We start from the raw sequence: 17,567 nt of genomic DNA, 5'->3' as shown, positions 1-17,567 counted from the left end.
ATTTTAGATAACGACAGTTCTCATAAACTCAACACTCGCTTTAATATCATTTGCCAAAAGTCTATCCGCCTCATTAAAAGAAACAAGTTCACGATATTTACTCACCAATTTCTCAATTTTAACCGATGATTTTTCTGGTAATCTTAATTCTAATGCTTGGCTTGCTGTTAACAGTTCTATAGCCAAAATTCGTTCTACATTCTCTACCACTCGAAGGCATTTCGTTGCAGCATTTGCACCCATACTTACATGATCTTCTTGCCCATTACTACTTACAATACTATCAACAGATGCAGGTGTACACAATTGTTTATTTTCACTTGCAATAGATGCTGCTGTATATTGTGTAATCATTAAGCCCGAATTTAAACCAGCATTCTTAACTAAGAACGGCGGTAATCCTCGAGTTCCAGAAATTAGTTGAAAAGTTCTGCGTTCTGAGATTGAACCTAATTCGGCCAATGCCAAGCACAAAAAATCTAAGGTTAAAGCCAATGGCTGCCCATGGAAATTCCCAGCAGAAATAATTAAATCTTCATCTGGAAAAACATTAGGATTATCCGTTACCGAATTCATTTCTGTTTCGAAAACAGATTGGATATAGGTAATGCTATCCTTGCTTGCACCATGAACTTGTGGCACACAACGGAAAGAGTAAGGATCTTGTGTTTGCTTACCTTTTCTAGTTATCAACTCACTACCTTCTAACCAATTCTTGACAACTTCTGCTGTTGCAATCTGTCCTTGATGAGGCCTGATTATATGGCTTAAATTTAAAAATGGATCAATTCTACAATCAAATGCATCAATAGAAATAGCGGCAATTACATCAGCCCATGCTGAAAGTTTTTGCGCTCTTAATAAACAAAAAGTGCCATAGGCACTCATAAACTGAGTACCATTAATTAAAGCTAAACCTTCTTTACTTTGTAAGGTAAGTGGCTTCCAATTAAATTTTGTATTTAATTTAGCACTGCTGATTTTTTGATCTTGATACCAAACTTCTCCCTCACCAATTAAAGGCAAAGCTAAATGAGCTAGTGGCGCTAGATCACCCGATGCACCTAAAGAACCTTGTGTATAAATTACTGGTAAAATATCATGATTGTAAAAATCTACTAAACGTTGTACTGTACTTAACGCAATTGCAGAATGCCCATAACTTAGCGATTGTATTTTCAACAAAAGCATCAATTTTATGATGTCTTTAGGTACTTCTTGTCCTGTTCCACAAGCGTGCGACAATAATAAATTATGCTGAAGCTGAGTCAGGTTTTCGGCCTCAATTTTTACGTTTTGTAAATAGCCAAATCCAGTGTTAATCCCATAAATCGGATCTCCAGTTGTATTTAATTTATCATCTAAATATTTTCTGCACTTTTCAATGCGCTCAATTGCTAAAGCAGATAAACTAATACTTTTTTTCTCCTGAATGATGTTTTCAATAACGGCCAAAGACAATTGCCCCGAACCGATTTGGTAATCTGTCATGTATTTATATTTGGTGCTCAAAAGTATAAATTATACTGATTATCCTTCTAAAATTTCTAACTGTGTAATAATATCTTCTTCCGTAATCGGATAAGGAACATCATGCACTATATTTTGATAGACAGCTTCGAATAAACCCATGTAATCTCCTTTTTCCGACGGAATAAATTGAGTTGCCCTACCGCCATTTTCAGTAACTAAAGTAAGTTTACCTGCATCTGCTGAATTTTCTATACCATATTTTTCATCAGTAGGTTTTATCCCTTTTAATAATTGTTCTTCTTGCACATCAGCATGGTTTTTACTAAAAGAACCCATCATTCCATTTAATACAAAGGCAGATTGTATATCTGTAACTAACATGCTCGCCGTTAAAAATACATTCAAATCGTTCGGATAACTTAATTGTATGGCGAAATAATCATCCACTTTTGTATCTACTCGGTTTTTACTTAATACTTTGTGAAAACTTTTAGGTTTACCAAATAAGCAAATGGCTTGATCTAATAGATGAGGGCCAAGATCATAAGATAAACCACTTGCAGGATAAGGTTCTTCCTTAAAAAACTTAGGGCTAATTTCGTTTCTATAGCGATCGTAACGAAAATGAACCTCTACCAATTTGCCTAACTTACCACTTTCTATAATTTTCTTTACTGAATTAAATCCACTATCATACCTGCGATTTTGATACACCAATGCTTTTTTTCCTACGCTTTTAGCTAACGCAAACAATTCTTTTGCTTGGGCACTAGTTGCAGTAAAAGGTTTTTCAACTAAAATATGTTTTCCAGCTTGTAAGGCCAGTTTAGCATAGTCGTAATGTGTAAAATTTGGGGTATTAATGATGACTAACTCAATAGATTCATCAGCTATCAATTCTTCAATACTGTTATAACTCTTAACAGATGGATAATCTTTAACAGCTTGTTTCTGGTTACGTTCGGTAACTCCAACAAAGTTGAAACCGGAATGTGTACTCACAAATGGGGCATGAAATACCTTGCCAGACATGCCATAAGCCAAAAGGCCAGTATTGATTTTACTGTTCATAACACAAAGCTAAAAATTTGACGTATATGTGCGTTATTCTCTAGGTCATAAAGCTGCTATAAATGTATATTTGCAACATGAAGCCAGCAGAAATACATGCCAAATGGAAAACCTTGCAACAAAAAATTGCAGGGGAATTTGATTCAGATACGCCTGATCTAAAAGTAATTCTGTTTTTAATTGGTGTACAAGAATTAGGCAAAGGACCTGGTAAATATAGCAAAAGACAAAAGGAAGAATTAATGCATATTGCTACATGTCGCTTGTTAAGTGAGATGGGCTTTTATGAACTAGAAGGATTAGATCAGGATGGTTGGCCGCATTGGAAATTAATTAAGCCAATTCCATCTTATGCCCTAATGGAACAAGAACTATTACTTAAAAGCCTTGCAATTACCTATTTCGAGGATATTTATTCTTAATTTTTCCGTCACCCTGAATTCAGTTCAGGGTCTAATATGAAAGCTGCGAAATAAATTCAGCATGAAGTTGCATAAAATTAAAAACCCTGAAGTAACTGAATACAACAGGGTTTTATATTTATAGGTAGATATAAATTTTAATTATTTGCCTTGATTGGCAGCTTCTTTTTTCAATTGATCATTTGCAACAATTACAATCTCAACTCTACGGTTAGCAGCTCTACCTTCTTCAGTTGCATTATCTGCAATTGGTTCTGCAAAACCTTTACCAATCGTGATTAAACGAGACGATGGTACCCCTTGAGAAACAGCGTACGCTTTAACAGCAGCAGCTCTTTTTTCAGATAAACCCATGTTATATTGTTCAGTACCACGGCTATCAGTATGACCAATAACTTTAATATCAGTACCTGGATATTGATTTAATGAACTTGCTAAAGATTGAATATTTTGTTTAGCAGCGTCTTTTAAAGCAAACTTATCAAAGTCGAATAAAATACCACTATCAAATTTTACAATAATACCTTCACCTTCACGAATAACTTCCGCATTAGGAATGGCATTTTGTATTTCTGCAGCTTGTTTATCCATACGTTTACCAATAAAACCACCAGCAGTACCACCTACAGCAGCTCCAATTATGGCGCCAACAGCTGTATTACCTGCTTTTTTACCAATTATACCACCAATTACACCACCAGCAGCTGCACCAATACCGGCACCTTTTTGTGTGTTAGTTAAACTATCACAACTTTGAAAAGTCATTGCGCCTAATGATAAGGCAATACTTAATGTCGCTATTTTGAATTTTGAAGTCATCATTTTAGTTAGATTTTTAATTTAATAAAATGAAGTATTCAAAGGTAATGCCAATTAAAGCTCAGTATTCAAATTAAAAAATATTAGTATTTTATGTGCTGTATTACTGTACGTTAAGCTCATTATACAAAGTAATTTTAAAAAATCACTTTAAAATGAATGGTCAATTTAATACCGCACGTTGGGCATCAAATTGACCATAATACTATACAATTGTTACAAAGTCTATTCAGAGAAATAGGCTTCCAACTCTTTTAATGAATTCTCATCTGTATGGAAATCTTTGATGATTAATCCTTTTTCTAATAAAATAATTCGATCACAAACATCGGTAACATGGTTTAAATCATGACTAGAAATTAAAGTCGTTAAACGATGTGTACTTTTTAAAGATTTAATTAAACTTTTAAGTCTAATCTGAGTGGTAGGATCTAAATTCGCAAAAGGTTCATCCAATACTAAGAGTTCAGGTTTTTGCATTAGTGCTGCAGCAATCCCTACTTTATTTTGATTTCCTTTAGAGAAATCTCTAATGTATTTACCACGATTTAAAATCTCACCATTAAAAAATTCTTCATACTGCTTTAAATAATCTGCAACATGTGCTACACTTAAATTATGTAGGCTGCCTATAAAAGTAAAGTATTCTTCTGGTGTTAAGTAGTCAATTAAAAAACCTTCATCTAGGTAAGAAGCTGTGTAATCTTTCCAATGATCGTTTTGCGCTACGTTTTGATCTTTAGATAATACTTCACCACTATCAGGTCTAATTAAATCTAGCAACATTCTGAAAAGCGTAGTTTTCCCAGCGCCATTATTTCCAACTAAACCAATGGTTTCTCCAGAACGAATGTTCAGATTATTAATGTCTACTACGGTTCTGCCTCCGTAAGTTTTCTTTAAATTTTTAAATGTTAGCATATCTTATTCTCTAAAGCCTTCGGCTATTTTATAACGTTGTTTTTCAAATTTTTTAACGAGTAGATTAATCCAAAAATTGCGCATTAAAAGAGTAATCAACCCAAATAATCCAATTGCGGCTAACCCATAATACGGTTTATTCATTATCCCGAATGGAACATAGATTAGAATTGGAATTAAAATAAAAGGTAATCCTAAAATCCACTGTGTGGCACCTACGCCTTGCCAATTAAAGCTTGCACTTTTGGTAATATCTAATCGTTTGTAGTTCAGCGTAGCAAAGTATAATACAATTACTGTAGCAAAGCCGATGTTATATAGATAAGCTGCTAAGTGAAGTAAAAGCAGTTTATAACTCATGAAACCGTAAAAACTAGCCAGTATGGTAATAATAGTGCAACTGATGGTGAACAGTAAGAATTTAGCTTTAATGAAGTTTTTAAAATCAATTTTATTTACTAAAAGTCCATCAAAGTGGGTGCTTTGCCAAGCAAACATAAACTGACCGTAAGATATAATGGAAATGCCCGTCATAAATACTGCAGCGAAAAGCATTTTGCCAAATTCATCATTTGCAATCATTTTATCCTTATAGAAAATAAAACCATAAGCTAAAAAGGCAAACCCCATTAAAATAGAACTTCTTGAACGTTTATGGCGTAAGATTAACTTCAATTCTAATGCGGCTAATTCTCCCACTCTTCCAAAACGATTTAAAAAAGCATAATCTGTGCTTGCTTTCTTATCATCTTTAGTACTTAATTCTTCGGTGTATAAATTTGCACGTAAATAGGTTGAGTTAAGTACAAATATTAGCACGGCTGCTAATGTAAAAACTAGTGCTTGAAAGGGATATTTTGTGATTTGTACAAATATGAAATTAGATGCACTACGCACCGAAATTATTTTATAATAATCTAAAGCTGCTAGTGCTACAACTACACCTATAATAGATATGAAATAAGCAAAATTATTAATGGATTTTCGCTTTAAGTATAAAATCAAATAGTTATTAAAAATAATAAGTGAAAAAACAGAGAGCACATACATTAATGAAGTGATTGTGCCGTATGTTGAGCCAATTTTGATAATACTAAAAGGAATAAAAATAAATAGGGGTAATAGATTAAAGAATGAAAACAGCGATTTGATATTCAAAAAATTAACAATCGTTTTCTTTGGGATGTTTAGATGCAAATAAGGTATAATACTTAATGTTGGTAGTTCCTGCATTTGTGTACGAACCGCAAGATCAAATAAGAAGTAGTACAAAATAAAGCCATTAAAAACGGTAATTACATTTTGTCCTGGAAAAGCTTTCCCAATAATCATTGCCATCCAAAAGCCTACACCAATTGCAACGACTAAAAAATAAAGCATAAAAAAACCGAGAAGAATATTTGCAGCAATACTGCCAGCTTTATTTCGGCTTCGCCAAAAATCTTTCCACTGGTGGTTTAAAAAAGTTGATAGCATATTAGTAATTGTATTTGTTTTTCCAATTCTGTTTTAGTTTCTCTCTCAGTTTTTCTTCTGCCGGATTTTTACCCGGATCGTATAATTTTGTACCGCTTAACTCTTCCGGCATATACTCTTGCGGAGAGAAATTACCTTCATAACTATGCGAATATTGGTAATCTTTTCCATAACCAATATTCTTCATCAACTTTGTTGGCGCATTGCGGATATGTAATGGGACTGGCAAATTACCAGTTTGTTTCACCAAAGCCTGTGCTTTATTTATAGCTTCATAACTCGCATTGCTTTTAACGCTTGACGCCAAGTAAGTTACGCATTGTGAAAGTATTATTCGAGCTTCTGGATAACCAATTACATTTACTGCCGTAAAACAATTATTTGCTAGCAATAAAGCATTAGGGTTTGCATTGCCAATGTCTTCAGACGATAAGATTAACAACCTACGAGCAATAAATAAAGGATCTTCGCCACCTTCAATCATTCTGGCTAGCCAATATACAGCTGCATTTGGGTCGCTGCCACGGATTGATTTAATAAACGCTGAAATAATATCGTAATGTTGCTCACCTGCTTTATCGTATAGGGCTAAATTTTGTTGCGCATGGGCAAGGACGCTTTCATTTGTTAACTCAATTTTATTGCCGCCAATACCATTAACTGCAATTTCTAAAACGTTTAATAACTTACGAGCATCTCCACCAGATAAGCGAATTAAAGCCTCATGTTCTTTTATGTTGATTTTTTTCTCTTTTAAAACTACATCTTTTTTGATGGCGGTTTGTAGTAAGCCCACTAGCTCATCTTCACTTAATGCTTGTAAAATGTAAACCTGGCATCGCGATAGCAAAGCTGATATAACTTCGAAACTTGGATTTTCGGTCGTAGCGCCAATTAAAGTAACCAAACCACGCTCTACTGCACCCAATAAGCTATCTTGTTGACTTTTGCTAAAGCGATGGATCTCATCTATAAATAAAATGGGTAAGCCTAAAAAACTGTTTTTTAAAGCAGCCGCTTTATCAATCACATCTCTAATATCCTTAACACCAGAATTAATAGCGCTCAAGTTAAAAAACGGTCGATCTAAACTTTGAGAAATAATATAAGCTAAGGTGGTTTTACCAACTCCTGGGGGTCCCCAAAAAATCATAGATGGCAATTGTCCACTTTCTATCGCCTTGCGTAAAACTGCATCTGTGCCCACCAAATGCTGCTGACCTACATATTCGTCCAAATTCTGAGGACGCATCCGTTCGGCTAAAGGAGGTAGGTTTTGCATAGTTAAAGGTAGTAATTTTATTATCTGCCTTATCATATCTAATCTTAAAAATGGCAAATAAAGAATTTACCTCTAATAGCTTAAAATTGACAAATAATATTAATTTTGATTATTAACGACCCTATTATGGTTTATCTAAATAAAAATATTACTGATCTGCGAAAGTTTGCAAAAGAAAAGCATGAAGAATATGCAAATGCAAAACCATTCCCGAACATTGTGATAGATAATTTTTTTGAGGAAGAAATTTTGTCTAAAGTATTAGATGAATTTCCAGATCTTTCGACTAAAAGTGATGTTACTGTTTTTGATAACCTTAATGAAAAAAAGTTAGGTGCAAAAGGCGAAGCAGATTTTGGGGAGTATACAAAACTGATTTGCCATTTTCTTAATTCCCAACCAATCCTCGAATTTCTGCAAGAACTTACTGGGATAAAGGAAGTTTTATTGCCAGATCCTTATTTCTATGGAGGTGGGTATCATGAAATTAAACCAGGTGGATACTTGAAAATTCACGCTGATTTTAACAAACACAATACAACAAATTTGGATAGAAGAATAAATCTATTAGTTTATTTAAATAAAGATTGGGAGGAAAGCTATGGTGGCTTTTTTGAACTATGGGATGAAAATATGATTAGTGCGCAAAGAAAACTATTGCCAATATTTAATCGTGTTGCAATTTTTTCTACTACAGATTTTTCTTACCATGGGCATCCTGATGCACTTACCTGTCCACCAGATCGAAGCAGGAAATCAATTGCTTTATATTATTATACAAATGGGCGGCCTGCTAGTGAATTGAATGATGATGGTCATAGCACTTTGTTTGTAGGCAGAAAAGGAAAATTAAATGATATAGCCCCTCCAAAAATAGTATTTCCAAAGCTAAAAAATGCAGTTAAAAATATTACGCCACCAATTATTTTCAATCTTCTTAAGAAGTTAATAAAATAGATGGATAAGAAGAAAAAACAAAAATTTAAGTTTTAAAGCATAAAAATCTAAACGCTTGGCTTCGGTTTCTTCTTGAAAAATTTCTTTTTCTTAACGTATGGCTTATCACTTGCGGTAGCAGGTTCATCTTTAGGTGCTTCACCTAAATTTACGGGTAAAGGTATTCTATCAATTTGGCGTTCAATTAACTTCTCAATGTTGGCTAATTTACGTTTGTCTTTATTGTTAACCAAAGTAATGGCGGTTCCAGTGGTTTCTGCTCTTGCTGTACGCCCAATTCTGTGAATGTAATCTTCAGGATCTTGAGGTGCATCGTAATTAATTACTAAATCAATACCCGTCACATCAATACCACGACTTAAAACATCTGTTCCAATTAACACATCTAGTTTGCTGTTTTTAAAATCAAGCATAATTGCTTCACGATCTTTTTGTTCTAAATCACTATGAAAAGCAGCTGCTTTTAGTCCTATTTTTTTAAAAACTTTACCAAGTTCTTTTACTTTCTCTTTTCTACCTGCAAAAACAATAATTCGTTTATATGTTGCTGATTTTAGCATTTCCGTTAGTAAAGGAACTTTTTGATCATCGAAAACAAAATAAACTTGTTGATTAATGCCTTCAGCAGGTTTTGAAATGGCTAAACTTATTTGCTCAGGTTCTTTTAATAAAGTTGCTGCGAGTTTTCTAATCTTTGGCGGCATGGTAGCTGAAAACATTACCGTTTGGCGATGTTGTGGTAAGTAACCCACAATTTTCATAATGTCATCGTAAAAGCCCATGTCTAACATTCTATCGGCCTCGTCTAGTACCAAATATTCTAATTTATCCATCTTTAACAAACCAGATGATAAATGAGAAATTAATCTGCCAGGCGTAGCAATAATAATGTCTACACCTTCCCGCATCGAACGTTTTTGTTGCTCATAAGCAACTCCATCGCCACCACCATATACGGTTAATGAACTGATATTGGTAAAATAGGAAAGTGCTTCAACTTGCAAATCAATTTGCTGAGCTAATTCTCTTGTAGGTGTTAGAATAAGCACTTCGTTATGACGTTCGTGTTTTTGAGTTAGCAAATTCATTATTGGTAATAAAAAAGCACCCGTTTTGCCAGTGCCAGTTTGTGCACATGCAATTAAATCTTTTTTAGCTAAAATAAGCGGAATGGCTTGTTGTTGTATAGGCGTTGCGTTTTTAAAACCCATTGCCATTAAACCCTCTAAAAGTTCGGGGTTGAAATTAAAATCTTTGAAATCCAATGTTTAAATATGGTAAATATAGGGTGTAATTTACCTTAAATTAAGGCGAAAAGCAAATAAGTTGGTTACGATAGTCATTACGAGGTACGAAATTTAAAGGATTGCCAACGGTACAATCTTCCTAATTGTTGTTATTTTTAGCGTATTGGGAAATTGCTACACTTGGTAAAATAATGTATCGCCAAGACAATTGTGTTAGTTTTAGCTATATAAACAAAGCGGATTTAGTTAGATCATATTCGTATTAAGTCCGCATAGAGTCCGCATCAAGTCCGCATTATTACGTAATAATGCGGACTTGATGCGGATTAATTGCGGTGTTAATAAAACTTTGATACGAAGCAAAGCTTAAGGGATAAAACCTAAGCTCTGTTGTTACTGCTTTGTACAGGTTAGGCATAAAAAAAGGCTTCTCGATTTGTTTCGAAAAGCCTTTTTTAAATTGTATAAACTTGTTTATTTATGGTGTGCCTGCCCTTCACGGATCCCCCGTTCACAGGACTTTTTTATCAGTAATTAATCCTCTTTTTTGATAGAACAAGCTAGCAACTATTTGGTTTTAATTCGGCATAAATTTATCCACAAATTCACAATTGTGTTAATTATTTCTTTGTATCGGCATAGCCAAATACTTTTTGCAATAAGCTAGTGCTACGAGCACTAATGTTATCTCTTATTTTTAATTCTTCTTGTGCAACTTGTATAAACATGCCATCAATTGCTTTTTGTGCAACGTAAGCTGATAAATCTGTGTTTACTGGTTTCACTAAAGGTATTTTATTGTAGGCTAATGCTGCATCAGTCCAATATCTAGTAGCGCCAACTTTACTTAAACTTGAAGTAATTACAGGTTTAAATTTTTCCATCAGTTGGGCTGTAGTTACACGTTTAAAATATTGAGTGGCGGCATCTTTATTGCCTAATAAAATGTTAGTTGCATCGGCAATTGTCATTTGCTTAATGGCAGATAAAAAAATCGGCTTTGCTTCTCTTGCAGCATCTTCTGCAGCACGGTTAATGCTTAAAATTACATTATCCGCTAGCGAATTTAAACCTACACTTCTTAACGTTTTTTCTACTTTTTGCGCTTCTGGTGGAAATAGAATTTTAACAGCTAAATTTCCTAAAAAACCGTCTTTAGCAGAAAGTTGATCTGCACCTTGTGAAGTTCCTATTTCTAAAGCTTGCTTAATGCCTTGTCCAATTTCTAATGTTGTTGGTGTACCTCCTATTGGTATTTGTTTTAAAATATTACCAATATTCTGTTGACTTTGCACATCGCAACTGCTTGAACAAACTAATAGTAATCCAATTAAGTAAAGGTTAATTTTTTTCATCTTTTCCATAGTTATGTATAATTTGAAACGGAACAGATTGCAATTAACCAGTATTATTTAATGGTTTGTTCGCTACCGTTTTCTACTTCAACAATACTAAGCAAATCCTTTGCCATTAATTGAGCAGATTTAGCTAATCGTAAAAATTCTGAGCGATATCCTTCTTTGTCTTTGCCCATAGCGCCTTCTGCTAATGTAATTACTTGCGCAAAGCTGCTGTTTTGTTTATATTCAGATTGACGGAGTAACATACCAAACTCGGCTATAGCAGCTGCAAATCTAAAGTTTACACTAGTGTTTGCACTCTGGTTATCATTAATGGCTTTTTGCATGCTTTTGCTAATATGTTGATCTGGCAATTTATAGCGTAGTTTAATAGTTAACATCTCATCGCCAGTGTAAGTAGTTGCAGATTTTGCCGTTTTTTGGTACTTCAAGTCATCAACTTTGTTTGCAAAAGAACTTTTTACACCAACTGGAATAATTTCATACAATGCCGTTACGGTATGTCCAGAACCCATTTCGCCAGCGTCTTTTTTGTCATCGTTAAAATCTTCATCCTTTAACATTCTGTTTTCGTAGCCAATTAATCGGTAGGCTTGTACTTTTGCAGGATTAAACTCTATCTGTAACTTCACGTCTTTAGCTACTGTAAATAAAGTTCCTCCAAATTCGTTTACCAATACTTTTCTAGCTTCGCTAATGTTATCGATGTACGCATAATTTCCATTGCCTTTATTGGCTAAAATTTCCATTTTACTGTCCTTATAATTACCCATTCCATAACCTAAAACGGTTAAGAAAATCCCGCTTTTTCGTTTTTCTTCAATTAAGCGTTCCATTTCATTATCGCTACTTATACCCACATTAAAATCTCCATCAGTGGCTAAAATTATTCTGTTGTTACCTCCTTTTATAAAGTTCTCACCTGCTACTTTGTAGGCTAATTGTAAACCAGCTCCACCAGCGGTAGAACCACCAGCGCTTAATTTATTTAAGGCATCTTTTATACTTGCTTTTGCATCGCCACTGGTAGAAGGCAATACCAAACCAGACTGACCGGCGTACACTACAATCGCAACTTTGTCTTTATCTCGCAGTTGATCTGTTAATAATTTTAAAGATGAAATTAATAACGGCAATTTGTTGGCGCTACTCATTGAACCAGAAACATCTATTAAAAACACAAGATTTGATGCTGGAAGATTATCAGTAGCAATGGTTTTTGCTTTAAGTCCAATTTGTACTAATCTGTGTTGTGGATTCCAAGGTGCTGGAGCTAATTCTGTTTGAATATTTACAGGGTCATTTCCAGTTGGTTGTGCATAGTTATAATCGAAATAATTAATCATTTCTTCAATACGAACAGCATCTTTTGGAGGCAAAGTTCCATTATTAATAAAACGACGCACATTGCTGTAAGATGCAGCGTCTACATCAATAGAAAAAGTAGAGAGTGCTTCTTTTAAAGGGTTTTTAAAACCATTTTCTGTTATTCCAGCATAGCTTTCACTATCGTAATTAGGTGCGCTCATCATTGAAGGAGCTGGAGCTCCTGCAGCTGTTCTACTTTGCAAACCGTATGTTTTTTGTTTAGCGGCAGACGCATTATTGTAAGCTATCTCTTTTTGTTGCACTTGTCCTGCGCTAACCACAACAACTTCATTTAATGTTTTGGTATCAGCGTTAAGCTTAATTGTTACATTATTGCTTTTCCCTAGTTTAAAAGTTTTTGTTCCGTAGCCGATATAGGAGGCCACTAATTTGGTATCAGTTTCAGGGATGATGATAGAAAATTTTCCATTTTTATCTGTACTTGTTGTTGTATTGCTGGGCAAGCTTTTTAGGTAAACACCAAGAATTGGAAGGTTATCATCAGTGCTAATTACTAGACCTGTAATCGTTCTAGTCGTGGCAGCTTTAAATCCGACTAGGATAAGAAGTGCTAAAATGGGTACTATAAATTTTTTCATAAGTTTTGGTTTTAATAGGAGATGTAAGGTTTATGAGATTTCCATATTCTTATCGGAAAATATTTTTTATACTTGAACAACATTTAGCCGAATACCCAATTTGAAGTTTATAAAAAACACCGCTAAGATTAATGAACAAGATGATTCTACGCTCATTACCGCTTATAAAAAAAGTGGTGATTTAGCGGTATTGGGTACACTCTACAACAAATACATGCATTTGGTTTTTGGTGTTTGCTTTAATTATTTTAAGGATGAAGAGCAAAGTAAGGATGCTGTAATGCAGATTTTTGAGGAGTTGGTCACAAAGTTGAAGATGCATGAAGTTCAAAACTTTAAGAGTTGGTTGCATGTGTTGGCTCGTAACCATTGCTTAATGGCTTTGCGTAAGTCTGCAAAAAATCCGACCGTTGCAATGGAGGATAATTTTGTGGAAAATGGTGATTTTGTGCATCTTGATATCGACGACACAAAGGAAACGCAGTTAACTGTGATGGAAAAGTGTATGGAAACCTTACCTGAAGAGCAACGTAAAAGTGTAGATTTGTTTTATTTACAAGAGAAATGTTATAAGGAAGTTGCCGAAATAACAGGCTACGATATGCTTAAAGTGAAGAGTTATATCCAAAATGGGAAGAGAAATTTGAAAATTTGTATAGAAAAGAACAGTGAGCTATAACGAGTGGTTAGATATTGATGTGTTGGAAGATTACCTTGATGGTAAACTTGATGCTAAAACTATGTATAAGGTTGAGCGACTTTCGCTTGAAGATCCTTTTGTGGCTGAAGCATTGGCGGGGTTAAGTCAATCGCCAAGACGAAGCCAATCTTTATCGCTATTGCAAAAACAATTACAAGAACGCATTGCGCAAAAACCTATTGAGAAAAAACGTTGGACAATTACTTCACAACGTTTAAGTATAGGTGCTGCTGCTGCGGTGTTATTTGTTACTGCTAGTGTTTTATTTTGGATGAAAGATAAGTCTCAACCTAAAATAAATGACAATGCACCAAAAAATGTGCAGATTAAAATTGCGCCAGATATAAAACCTAGTCCAGCAATTAAGCCAACTACACCACTAAGTTTGGATGCTGATAAAGCTATTGTTGTTGCAAAAGTAAATCCAAAAGCAAAAAATAATATTCCAGCTGTTGTTGCTGCAAAACCTACTTTTGCTGTAGCAGCTGCTGCACCAGAACTATCTATTTTAGGTGGGGAGGTTGCGCAAGCAGAAGCTAGACAAGAGAGTGTGGCTAAAGCTATGGCTGCCGAGAAAAAGGAACAGGAAAGCAAGGCTGTTGTAGCATCTGCTTTGGCTAGTAAAGTTGCTGGTGTACAGGTTGATGCAGCTAATGCTAAATCAATAACTGGTAGAGTACTTTCGCAAGAAGATGGATTACCTATACCTGGAGCTGCTGTTAGGCTATCAAATGGTAACGCAAGTACTATAACAAATGCTAAAGGAGAATTTACACTTCCCTTAGATAGTGGTAGCAAGACTAATCAACAATTAGATATTCGCTATATTGGTTTTCTTACTAAAAATGTATCAGCTAGTCCAAATCAAAATCTTAATGTAGTATTAGAACCGGATTCAAAGTCTTTAAGTGAGGTTGTGGTTACGAGTTCTGGTGTTGCAAAAGCTAAGAGATCTGTTGCTAAAGTAAAATCAACACCATTACCAGAAGGTGGTTGGGAAAATTTTGAGCAATACCTTAAAACTAATAATCGATTAGCTAAAGAAGCTGTTTCAGATAAATCTGTAACTCTCAAATTTGAAATTATAAATGGACGGCCTAGTCGTATTATAATAGTACAAGGTTTAACTAAAGCAGAAAATGAAGAAGCCATTCGTTTAGTTAATGCTGGACCAAATTGGATTGTGCCTGCACAAGTATCAGCAACTATGCAGGTGGTTATTAAATTCTAAACTACTAATCTCAACATGTACAAAGTTCCTTATTTTGAAGAAAAGGATGCTGCTAAAGTATTGGCATTTATGCAAGCGCATTCCTTTATTATCTTAATTGGTTATGATGGCGTTTATCCAGTTGCAACACAAATTCCTGTTCATGTATATCAAGATGAACATGGCACTCGAATAGTTGGACACATCATGAAAAAAACAGATCATTATCTAGCGTATGCTAAAAATGAAAATGTATTAGCTGTTTTTACGGGTGCACATGCATATGTAAGTGCATCGGTATATGAAAATCCGGCAGTTGCCTCTACTTGGAATTACAGTTCAGTACAAGCAAAAGGGAAAATCCGATTAATGAACACGGATGAAACCATAGAAGTAATTAAACAGCTAACCAATAGCTATGAAGATCCAGCGAAAAGTCCAGCTGCTTTTCATAAAATGGATGATGCCTACATCGAAAAAAACCTAAAAGCCATTAGTGGTTTTGAAATACAAGTAGAAGAAATTAATAACGTATTTAAACTAAGCCAAAACCATTCAGCAGTAAATCAGGCAAAAATTATTGAGCATTTATCTGACAGTAATGATCAAAATGCTATTGTAGTTGCCCAACAAATGAAAGCGAATTGTTAGTGAATAAAAGCGCTTAATAGATAATAAATTAAGGCTGCTAAAATTGCAGATACTGGAATAGTTAATACCCAAGCCCAAATCAGTTTTACTGTTACGCCCCACTTTACCGCAGAAACACCTTTCGTTAAACCAGAACCAATAATAGAACCTGTAATAGTATGTGTTGTACTTACTGGGATTTTTAAATGTTCTGTAAAGTATAAGGTTAATGCACCAGCAGTTTCGGCGGTTACACCTTCAAATGGAGTTACTTTAGTGATTTTAGAACCCATCGTTTTCACGATTTTCCAACCACCACTTAATGTTCCGGCAGCAATTGCACTATAACAGGCTAAAGGAATCCAGCTTGGCATATGACCAGCAATTTCTTCTCCATTAGCTGCTTTTGATGGTAATGCTACGTGCAGCCAGGTTGGCAACGCTTCCATAGCAACTCCGCTTGTATGAATATAAACCACAACTGCTGCTGCGATAATACCCATTACTTTTTGCGAATCGTTACCACCGTGTCCTAAACTAAAAGAGGCAGATGAAAGTAATTGCATTTTTCTTAACCAAGCAGTAGATTGAGTTTGATTTAAACTGCTAAATATTAAACAGAAGAAACTGATGGAGAATACAATAAATAAGACCAATAACCATTTAATGTTATGTGGTTCGAGTACCACACTTAAAAAATGAGAATCAAATCGTGGATGTTTAATTTCTCCGTAAAACAGCATTTGGTTATAAATATACCATGCTGTTAAGGCCATTAATGTTAATGTAAAAACCTTTGGCCAAACACTTTTTTTGGAAGAATGTAGCAACCAAATGGAGATAAAATAAGATATGATAGCGCCAATAAATGGTGCGATAACGATAAATAGAATAATAATTAAAACACCTGTTGGCATTTCGCCAGCTTTACCGTCTTTGTACCAGTTCACAGCGCTAAAACCTGCATGAGCAATAGCTGCACCAGCAAAACCTCCAATTAAGGTATGTGATGAACTTGACGGAATACCAAACCACCAGGTAAATAAATTCCAGATGATTGCGGCAATAACACCTGCTAAAATAACAACCAAGTTAATTTCCATGGTATTGGCTGTTTTTGCAACAGTATCTGCTACACCAAAACCAAAAACCCAATACGCTAAAAAGTTAAAAAATGCAGCCCAAAGTACAGCCTGAAAAGGAGTTAATACCTTTGTTGCTACAATAGTTGCAATTGCATTTGCAGCATCATGAAAACCATTAATATAGTCGAAAATTAAGGCTAAAGCGATGATAACAAAAAGTAGGGTTAAAGTCATGTTTTTTAAGCGTTTTTAACCAAAATAGATTCCAATACATTCGCTGCGTCTTCACATTTATCCGTAGCGATTTCTAAGGTTTGTAAAATCTCTTTTTGTTTAATCAATTCTATTGCGTTAGTTTCAAATTCAAATAAGCGGGCAATTGCTAAATTACATACGTAATCCGCCTGATTTTCGGCACTGTTAATTCTAACACAAGCATCCGCAATAACGCGAATATTTTTAAAGCTTCTTAATTCTTTGATTGCTTTTTCAAGATCACCACACATTTCTACTAAAAGCTCAGCAAGTTTTACCATTGCATCGCCAATGTTGGTTACATTATACAATTCGATGTTTCCTGCAGATGCGTGAATATAATCTGCAATATCATCAATAGCACTAGCCAAAGAGTGAATGTCTTCTCTATCAAATGGAGTGATGAAGTTTTTACTTAACTCGATAAAAATGGTATGGGTAATATCATCACCAACATGCTCCAGTCGTTCAACTTCTTTAATTGCTTCTTTTCTTTTTTCCATATCATTAGTTGTAACTACAACTAATAAGGCTTCAGAAATTTTTAAAACATTTGCCCCTGCTTGTTCAAAAAGAGGTTGAAATTTTTTGTCTTTAGGTGTAAAGAAGCTAAAAATACTATTCATGTTAAATTAAATATGGTGCAAAGCTAAAGCTACAATGTTAAGTTAATGTTAAGTCGCTTAACTAT

16 protein-coding genes are annotated in these 17,567 nt (G+C 34.6%); 5 read left to right on the top strand and 11 right to left on the bottom strand.

The window, feature by feature from the left end; all coding sequences use genetic code 11:
* Positions 1–3 precede the first annotated feature (3 nt).
* Both hutH and ACHMWN_RS03540 read right to left on the bottom strand, forming a co-directional pair.
* Positions 4–1,491: a histidine ammonia-lyase gene (gene hutH, locus ACHMWN_RS03545; protein WP_397297792.1), complete on the bottom strand. Its 1,488-nt coding sequence runs from the start codon at positions 1,489–1,491 to the stop codon at positions 4–6.
* 39 nt (positions 1,492–1,530) lie between these two features.
* Positions 1,531–2,544 carry a Gfo/Idh/MocA family oxidoreductase gene (locus tag ACHMWN_RS03540; RefSeq protein WP_397297791.1) on the bottom strand — a complete coding sequence of 338 codons (1,014 nt, stop codon included), beginning with the start codon at positions 2,542–2,544 and terminating at the stop codon, positions 1,531–1,533.
* A gap of 77 nt (positions 2,545–2,621) precedes the next feature.
* On the opposite strand from ACHMWN_RS03540, the gene ACHMWN_RS03535 reads away from it, so the two are divergent.
* Complete coding sequence (locus ACHMWN_RS03535; protein ID WP_397297789.1) at positions 2,622–2,966, top strand: hypothetical protein; 345 nt, start codon at positions 2,622–2,624, stop codon at positions 2,964–2,966.
* 141 nt (positions 2,967–3,107) lie between these two features.
* On the opposite strand, the gene ACHMWN_RS03530 is transcribed toward ACHMWN_RS03535, so the two are convergent.
* From ACHMWN_RS03530 to ACHMWN_RS03515, 4 genes are all read right to left on the bottom strand, one after another.
* Positions 3,108–3,788 carry an OmpA family protein gene (locus ACHMWN_RS03530; RefSeq protein ID WP_397297787.1) on the bottom strand — a complete coding sequence of 227 codons (681 nt, stop codon included), beginning with the start codon at positions 3,786–3,788 and terminating at the stop codon, positions 3,108–3,110.
* Between the two features lie 222 nt (positions 3,789–4,010).
* Entirely contained in the window at positions 4,011–4,706 is a 696-nt protein-coding gene (locus ACHMWN_RS03525) for an ABC transporter ATP-binding protein (protein ID WP_397297785.1), read from the bottom strand.
* 3 nt (positions 4,707–4,709) lie between these two features.
* A complete protein-coding gene (locus tag ACHMWN_RS03520; RefSeq protein WP_397297783.1) occupies positions 4,710–6,182 on the bottom strand; it encodes a DUF5687 family protein in 1,473 nt (490 codons plus the stop codon).
* 1 nt (position 6,183) lies between these two features.
* Positions 6,184–7,464 (bottom strand): replication-associated recombination protein A, encoded by a 1,281-nt coding sequence (locus tag ACHMWN_RS03515; RefSeq protein WP_397297781.1) that lies wholly within the window; start codon positions 7,462–7,464, stop codon positions 6,184–6,186.
* A 126-nt stretch (positions 7,465–7,590) separates the two neighbouring features.
* Here ACHMWN_RS03515 and ACHMWN_RS03510 point away from each other — a divergent pair, with 126 nt between their 5' ends.
* Complete coding sequence (locus tag ACHMWN_RS03510) at positions 7,591–8,421, top strand: 2OG-Fe(II) oxygenase (RefSeq protein ID WP_397297779.1); 831 nt, start codon at positions 7,591–7,593, stop codon at positions 8,419–8,421.
* Positions 8,422–8,468: 47 nt separating this feature from the next.
* Here the strand turns inward: ACHMWN_RS03510 and ACHMWN_RS03505 are convergent, their stop codons facing one another.
* From ACHMWN_RS03505 to ACHMWN_RS03495, 3 genes are all read right to left on the bottom strand, one after another.
* Entirely contained in the window at positions 8,469–9,686 is a 1,218-nt protein-coding gene (locus ACHMWN_RS03505; RefSeq protein WP_397297778.1) for a DEAD/DEAH box helicase, read from the bottom strand.
* A gap of 602 nt (positions 9,687–10,288) precedes the next feature.
* Positions 10,289–11,023 (bottom strand): DUF4197 domain-containing protein, encoded by a 735-nt coding sequence (locus ACHMWN_RS03500; RefSeq protein WP_397297777.1) that lies wholly within the window; start codon positions 11,021–11,023, stop codon positions 10,289–10,291.
* Between the two features lie 53 nt (positions 11,024–11,076).
* Positions 11,077–12,996: a von Willebrand factor type A domain-containing protein gene (locus tag ACHMWN_RS03495; protein WP_397297776.1), complete on the bottom strand. Its 1,920-nt coding sequence runs from the start codon at positions 12,994–12,996 to the stop codon at positions 11,077–11,079.
* A 100-nt stretch (positions 12,997–13,096) separates the two neighbouring features.
* On the opposite strand from ACHMWN_RS03495, the gene ACHMWN_RS03490 reads away from it, so the two are divergent.
* The 3 genes from ACHMWN_RS03490 to ACHMWN_RS03480 are packed head-to-tail and all read left to right on the top strand — an operon-like array spanning position 13,097 to position 15,557.
* Positions 13,097–13,675 (top strand): RNA polymerase sigma factor, encoded by a 579-nt coding sequence (locus ACHMWN_RS03490; protein WP_397297775.1) that lies wholly within the window; start codon positions 13,097–13,099, stop codon positions 13,673–13,675.
* Positions 13,665–14,927 carry a carboxypeptidase-like regulatory domain-containing protein gene (locus tag ACHMWN_RS03485; RefSeq protein ID WP_397297773.1) on the top strand — a complete coding sequence of 421 codons (1,263 nt, stop codon included), beginning with the start codon at positions 13,665–13,667 and terminating at the stop codon, positions 14,925–14,927. The genes ACHMWN_RS03490 and ACHMWN_RS03485 overlap by 11 nt, the downstream gene beginning before the upstream one ends.
* Positions 14,928–14,942: 15 nt before the next feature.
* Positions 14,943–15,557, top strand: a complete 615-nt coding sequence (locus tag ACHMWN_RS03480) for an FMN-binding negative transcriptional regulator (RefSeq protein ID WP_397297771.1) — start codon at positions 14,943–14,945, stop codon at positions 15,555–15,557.
* Here ACHMWN_RS03480 and ACHMWN_RS03475 read toward each other — a convergent pair.
* Positions 15,554–16,855: an anion permease gene (locus ACHMWN_RS03475; RefSeq protein ID WP_397297770.1), complete on the bottom strand. Its 1,302-nt coding sequence runs from the start codon at positions 16,853–16,855 to the stop codon at positions 15,554–15,556. The genes ACHMWN_RS03480 and ACHMWN_RS03475 overlap by 4 nt on opposite strands.
* A gap of 5 nt (positions 16,856–16,860) precedes the next feature.
* Positions 16,861–17,502, bottom strand: a complete 642-nt coding sequence (locus ACHMWN_RS03470; protein WP_397297768.1) for a DUF47 domain-containing protein — start codon at positions 17,500–17,502, stop codon at positions 16,861–16,863.
* Positions 17,503–17,567 lie beyond the last annotated feature (65 nt).

This window comes from Pedobacter sp. UC225_61, assembly GCF_044452285.1.
Classification (GTDB): domain Bacteria; phylum Bacteroidota; class Bacteroidia; order Sphingobacteriales; family Sphingobacteriaceae; genus Pedobacter.
Note: the sequence above shows the minus strand (reverse complement) of the source record. Positions and strands in the feature narration are given on the sequence as shown.

Excerpts from the sequence above, each read along its gene's own strand:
- ACHMWN_RS03540 (WP_397297791.1), bottom strand. The coding sequence starts at position 2,544 with ATGAACAGTAAAATCAATACTGGCCTTTTGGCTTATGGCATGTCTGGC.
- ACHMWN_RS03520 (WP_397297783.1), bottom strand. The coding sequence starts at position 6,182 with ATGCTATCAACTTTTTTAAACCACCAGTGGAAAGATTTTTGGCGAAGC.
- ACHMWN_RS03475 (WP_397297770.1), bottom strand. The coding sequence starts at position 16,855 with ATGACTTTAACCCTACTTTTTGTTATCATCGCTTTAGCCTTAATTTTC.
- ACHMWN_RS03530 (WP_397297787.1), bottom strand. The coding sequence starts at position 3,788 with ATGATGACTTCAAAATTCAAAATAGCGACATTAAGTATTGCCTTATCA.
- ACHMWN_RS03500 (WP_397297777.1), bottom strand. The coding sequence starts at position 11,023 with ATGAAAAAAATTAACCTTTACTTAATTGGATTACTATTAGTTTGTTCA.
- ACHMWN_RS03470 (WP_397297768.1), bottom strand. The coding sequence starts at position 17,502 with ATGAATAGTATTTTTAGCTTCTTTACACCTAAAGACAAAAAATTTCAA.
- ACHMWN_RS03480 (WP_397297771.1), top strand. The coding sequence starts at position 14,943 with ATGTACAAAGTTCCTTATTTTGAAGAAAAGGATGCTGCTAAAGTATTG.
- hutH (WP_397297792.1), bottom strand. The coding sequence starts at position 1,491 with ATGACAGATTACCAAATCGGTTCGGGGCAATTGTCTTTGGCCGTTATT.
- ACHMWN_RS03510 (WP_397297779.1), top strand. The coding sequence starts at position 7,591 with ATGGTTTATCTAAATAAAAATATTACTGATCTGCGAAAGTTTGCAAAA.
- ACHMWN_RS03535 (WP_397297789.1), top strand. The coding sequence starts at position 2,622 with ATGAAGCCAGCAGAAATACATGCCAAATGGAAAACCTTGCAACAAAAA.
- ACHMWN_RS03495 (WP_397297776.1), bottom strand. The coding sequence starts at position 12,996 with ATGAAAAAATTTATAGTACCCATTTTAGCACTTCTTATCCTAGTCGGA.
- ACHMWN_RS03525 (WP_397297785.1), bottom strand. The coding sequence starts at position 4,706 with ATGCTAACATTTAAAAATTTAAAGAAAACTTACGGAGGCAGAACCGTA.
- ACHMWN_RS03515 (WP_397297781.1), bottom strand. The coding sequence starts at position 7,464 with ATGCAAAACCTACCTCCTTTAGCCGAACGGATGCGTCCTCAGAATTTG.